This is a genomic window from Ferruginibacter sp. (assembly GCF_031430955.1).
GTDB lineage: Bacteria > Bacteroidota > Bacteroidia > Chitinophagales > Chitinophagaceae > Ferruginibacter.
The window spans coordinates 1-3,299 of the sequence record NZ_JANPCM010000520.1 but is presented as its reverse complement, the minus strand read 5'-3'; the positions used below and the strand labels follow the sequence as shown (position 1 = coordinate 3,299).

Sequence of the window (3,299 nt, the reverse complement as noted above, 5' to 3'; positions counted from 1 at the left end):
GTATTACTACAAAAATTACATTATTCTTAAATAAAAATTCTCCTGTTTCTGCAGGATTAGCAGCTTTCCAAATTTCATTAGCAGTAGCTCCCATGGTGCTTCCGGCTTCTATACCAAAACTAAAACAGGCACTGAGTACGCCAGATATTATTGCAAGAACTAAACCTTTAGTCAATTTAAATTCGCTGCCGGCAGCATCTACACCCGTACTTCCTAAATCTTTATCTTTCATTCCCCCGGCCTTACCGCAAATTACAATACCAATTATGCAAAGCACTAAACCTGTCATTACCATTAATCCCCATGATGTACCAAATAAATCTGCAATAGTATCTTTTCCTGTTTTAGGATTAAAATAATAATATACCGATGGCACTATTGCACCAAAGAAAGAACATAAACCTAAAATTATTGAACTGCCTAATGATACACCAAGATATCGTACACCAAGGCCGTAAGTTAAACCACCAATGCCCCATAATAAACCCATTAAATAGGTAGAACCGAGTACAGTTGAAGAAGAGGATTTAATGATATCCATAAAACCGGGAATGGTAAGATACGCTGCAAGAGGGGGAACAATTAACCAGGAAAATAATCCCCCAACAATCCAAAAACTTTCCCAACTCCAGCCTTTTACTTTTTTATACGGCATGTAAAAACTGCCCGATGCAAACCCACCAATGAAGTGAAATAAAACTCCCAAAATAATTCCCATACAGATCGTTTTTTTAAAATATAGCTAAGCAATTATGCTGTAAAATAAATTGAAATAGCCTGCGCTGCATCATGTACTATCATGCATTTAAATAAAACGCCTACTTTTGTTTAACTTTCAGCTAAAATTATATTGAACACCACAGACGATGCTATCTCCCTTTAACAAACTTATTTACATAGACGAATTTTCGGCCACACCTAAATACCAGCAACTGGCCAATTGCATTATTAAAGCAATTGAAACGCAAAAATTACAGCTGGATGATGTGCTGCCTTCCATTAATGAATTAAGTTTTGAGTTTGAAATATCACGTGATACTGCTGAAAAAGGGTACCGGTATTTAAAGAAAAGTGGTATCATTGGATCGGTGCCGGGCAAAGGGTATTATATAAAGAACGTTGATGTTGGACAGAAAATAAAAATATTTCTGATGTTCAACAAACTGAGTGCCCATAAAAAAATTATTTACGATGCTTTTGTAAGTACTTTGGGAGATTCTGCAGCAATTGACTTTTATATTTATAACAATAACTTTTCTCTATTTAAAAGTTTGCTATTAAATAATAAAGAAGACTATAATTATTATGTTATCATTCCGCATTTTATGGAAGGCAGTGAAAATGCCCACAAAATTTTAAACAATATCCCTAAAGAAAAATTAATTTTATTAGATAAACTGGTACCGGGAGTAACCGGTAATTACGGTGCCATTTACGAAAACTTTGATAAGGATATATACATTGCACTGGAACAGGCATTGCCCAATTTAAGCAAGTACCACACCCTTAATATTATTTTACCCGAATACACTTATCATCCAGGAGAAATTACCACCGGCTTTGCAAAATTTTGCCAGGAGTATGCTTTTAACCATAAAATTGTACACGACATCAGCAGGGAAGAAATTAATAAAGGCGAGGTTTACATTAATTTAATGGAAGATGACCTGGTACTGCTGATTGAAAAAATATTAAATAAAAAATTGAAAATAGGTAAAGATGTAGGCGTAATTTCTTACAATGAAACTGCACTTAAAAAAATTATCTTAAATGGTATTACTACCATCTCCACCGACTTTCAGATGATGGGAGAAAAAGCAGCGGAGCTTATTTTAGATAAATCGGTGGAGCATATTGAAGCCAGGTTTTATTTAACGCTGCGGAATTCCTTGTAAGGTTGCCAAAGATTGCATCAATTGTTTTTTCAAAAAGAAATGCGGTTCAATTAATTAAACCGCATAATAATTTTTGTTTGAAATTTGTGTAATCTGTAGTTCCCAAATTTACACCTCAACCCTTTTCATTTTTGGAATTAATAAATGCATAACAAGCCACCCCACAATGTAAGAAAGCGCACACACAGCAAACATAATATAATACGCTGTTTCAATCTGATCAATACTTCTGTAATAAACAAACATTTTCTTTTGCACAAATAGAGAAAGAAAGATTCCACCCAGGCCACCAAACATGCCGCCAATACCAGTTACAGAAGCGGTTACTTTTTTAGGGAACATATCACTTACAGTAGTAAAAATATTTGCACTCCATGCCTGATGTGCAGCCGCTGCAATACCAATAACTAAAACAGCCAGCCACATATCTATTTTACCCAATACCAAAGCAAAGAAAATAGGCAGTACAAATAAGGCATAAATAAACATTGATGTTTTTCTGGCTTTAAAAACCGGCCACCCCTTTTTAATTAAGTATAATGGTAACCAACCGCCACCAACGCTACCAAAAGTTGAAATAATATAGACAGTAGCTACCGGCCAGCTTGCTGCCGTGAGTTTAATTTTATAAACACTTTCAAAAAAATCGGGCAACCAAAAAATATAAAACCACCAAATAGGGTCAGTTAAAAACTTGCCTAATACAAATGCCCATGTTTGCCTGAACCCTAATAATTTAAACCACGAGACCTTTACCCCATCATCAACGCTACTAATGGCTTCGTCTTTGTCACTTTCAATATATATCAATTCAGCATTTCCTAAACGCTTTTGTCTTCTTGGTATATCATAAAGTATAACCCAAAAAATCAACCACACAAAACCTAACAGTCCGGTTATAATAAATGCCCATTGCCAGGAAAAAGTAATAACAATCCACGGTACACACAACGGAGTAACAATGGCACCAATATTAGCCCCTGAATTAAAAATGCCAGTTGCCAGAGCTCTTTCTCTTTTTGGAAACCACTCTGCTACTGTTTTTATGGCAGCGGGAAAATTACCAGACTCAGTAAGACCTAATGCGCCACGTACAATTTTAAAACCGGTTACCGTATTTACTAAAGCTGTGGCAACACCAACCAAGCTCCATAAAAAAGTATAAAGGCCATAACCAATTTTAGTTCCCAATTTATCAATAATCCTTCCAGCGCCAATCATGCCCAGTGCGTAAAATATTTTAAAAGTAATTTCTACGTCTGCGTAATCGCCATCGGTCCACCCTAAATCAGTTGTGAACGTAGATTTTAAAAAACTAATCACATTTCTGTCGATATAGTTAATAGTTGTAGCAAAAAAAATCAAGCTGCAAATAGTCCAGCGGTATTTACCAATTTTTTCGTT

At 35.4% G+C, this 3,299-nt stretch carries 3 protein-coding genes; 1 reads left to right on the top strand and 2 read right to left on the bottom strand.

The genetic code is table 11. The features are described from left to right. Positions 1 to 718: L-rhamnose/proton symporter RhaT (locus ACY65O_RS14685; protein WP_462221610.1), on the bottom strand; the 718-nt coding region annotated here is incomplete at its 3' end. 148 nt (positions 719 to 866) lie between these two features. Between ACY65O_RS14685 and ACY65O_RS14680 the strand changes: the two genes are divergently transcribed. Next, positions 867 to 1,895 (top strand): GntR family transcriptional regulator, encoded by a 1,029-nt coding sequence (locus ACY65O_RS14680; RefSeq protein ID WP_462221609.1) that lies wholly within the window; start codon positions 867 to 869, stop codon positions 1,893 to 1,895. A 108-nt stretch (positions 1,896 to 2,003) separates the two neighbouring features. Here ACY65O_RS14680 and ACY65O_RS14675 read toward each other — a convergent pair. Then, a partial coding sequence (locus ACY65O_RS14675; protein ID WP_462221608.1) for an MFS transporter occupies positions 2,004 to 3,299 on the bottom strand: 1,296 nt, incomplete at its 5' end.